Source organism: Sulfitobacter sp. 1A13368 (genome assembly GCF_043557275.1).
Classification (GTDB): Bacteria; Pseudomonadota; Alphaproteobacteria; order Rhodobacterales; family Rhodobacteraceae; genus Sulfitobacter; species Sulfitobacter faviae.
In genome coordinates, this window is record NZ_JBIFFR010000019.1 from 1 (window position 1) to 1,479 (window position 1,479).

At 51.9% G+C, this 1,479-nt stretch carries 2 tRNA genes and 1 rRNA gene; all 3 read right to left on the minus strand.

The features are described 5' to 3' along the window. Positions 1-619, minus strand: a 23S ribosomal RNA gene (locus ACGYK4_RS17265); the annotation flags it as partial. Between the two features lie 429 nt (positions 620-1,048). Next, positions 1,049-1,125, minus strand: a tRNA-Ile gene (locus ACGYK4_RS17270). Positions 1,126-1,288: 163 nt separating this feature from the next. After that, a tRNA-Ala gene (locus tag ACGYK4_RS17275) sits at positions 1,289-1,364 on the minus strand. Between the last annotated feature and the right edge of the window lie 115 nt (positions 1,365-1,479).

A 1,479-nucleotide genomic window follows, 5' to 3' on the forward strand; every position in this document is an offset into this window, starting at 1 on the left:
TGTAGGCGTTCGGTTTCAGGTACTGTTTCACTCCCCTCGTCGGGGTGCTTTTCACCTTTCCCTCACGGTACTGGTTCACTATCGGTCAGTAAGGAGTACTTAGCCTTCGAAGGTGGTCCTCCGATCTTCAGACAGGATTTCACGTGTCCCGCCCTACTTAATACGTCCAATCATGCTTCTTATACGGGACTATCACCCACTTTGGTTGCGCATTCCAACGCATTCTAATCACACTCATGGCTCGGCTGGTCCCCGTTCGCTCGCCGCTACTAGGGGAGTATCAATTGATTTCCTTTCCTCCGGGTACTTAGATGTTTCAGTTCCCCGGGTTTGCCTTTTTAAGCCTATATATTCAGCCTAAAAATACCTCGTCTTGCTCATTATTAACTGCGCCGCTGTCTGCCCCAGTGCCGATCCGAAGGATCGGTGTACCGACCAAAGGTCGGCGCGGAGCGGACATTGCGAAGCAATAATAACAAACAATCAGGTGGGTTGCCCCATTCAGAAATCCATGGATCAAAGCTTATTCTCAGCTCCCCATGGCTTATCGCAGAGTATCACGTCTTTCATCGCCTCTTACTGCCAAGGCATTCACCAAACGCCCTTTTCGCGCTTGATTTGATCCAGAAAAAGCAAGACTTGGCGTCTCGCGCGAAGATCAGAAGCTGGTAAGAAACTGACCCTCTTATTCTGCATCAAAAGCATACTTTACCCGCCCAGACTGTCGTCTGGACAATGAGCGATGCAGATAGCTGCCGTCCGTGCAGGAGGCAGCGTCATCGCCCTGGTTAGTGTACTTGACTTGGACAACATATTCGTTTCAGCCGCGATATGCCTGAAAGACCGAGGAAACAGCCCGTCAAACACCGGCCCCGAAGGGCAGCAACTGAGATCATCACCTAACGCGGTGAGATCAAACATGTTGTTAGTATCTCTCTTTACGATGTCAATTCGTCTGAAGGACGAAGCGATGCTTCATCCGGGAACAGACGTTCAAACACATGAGCATGTGCTTGAAGGTATGTTCCAGTGACCACCTTGAGTAAGGTGGTGGGTCGAGGAGGACTTGAACCTCCGACCTCACGCTTATCAGGCGTGCGCTCTAACCACCTGAGCTACCGACCCAGTGTGCGCCGGAGGCGCGCACGTCGCACAAACAGCATATTGCGAAGCAATGTGCGAGTTGTGCCAGCGTGTGATAGTAAGACCTGGTTTGTGGCTGGCCTGCCCTTCTCATCGTTGCTGCGCAACGACTGCCAGGGCGACGCCTTTTGCTCTGCAAAAGGCTTGGTGGAGCCTAGGAGGATCGAACTCCTGACCTCCTGAATGCAAATCAGGCGCTCTCCCAGCTGAGCTAAGGCCCCAAACTATTGAGACCCACGCGTTCAGCGCAGGACCTATTTCTGAAGAGATATGAGGACGGCTCGGTTCTATATATTGACCGGCTTTGTTTGCCGATCTGCTAAGTGTTCCACGAGT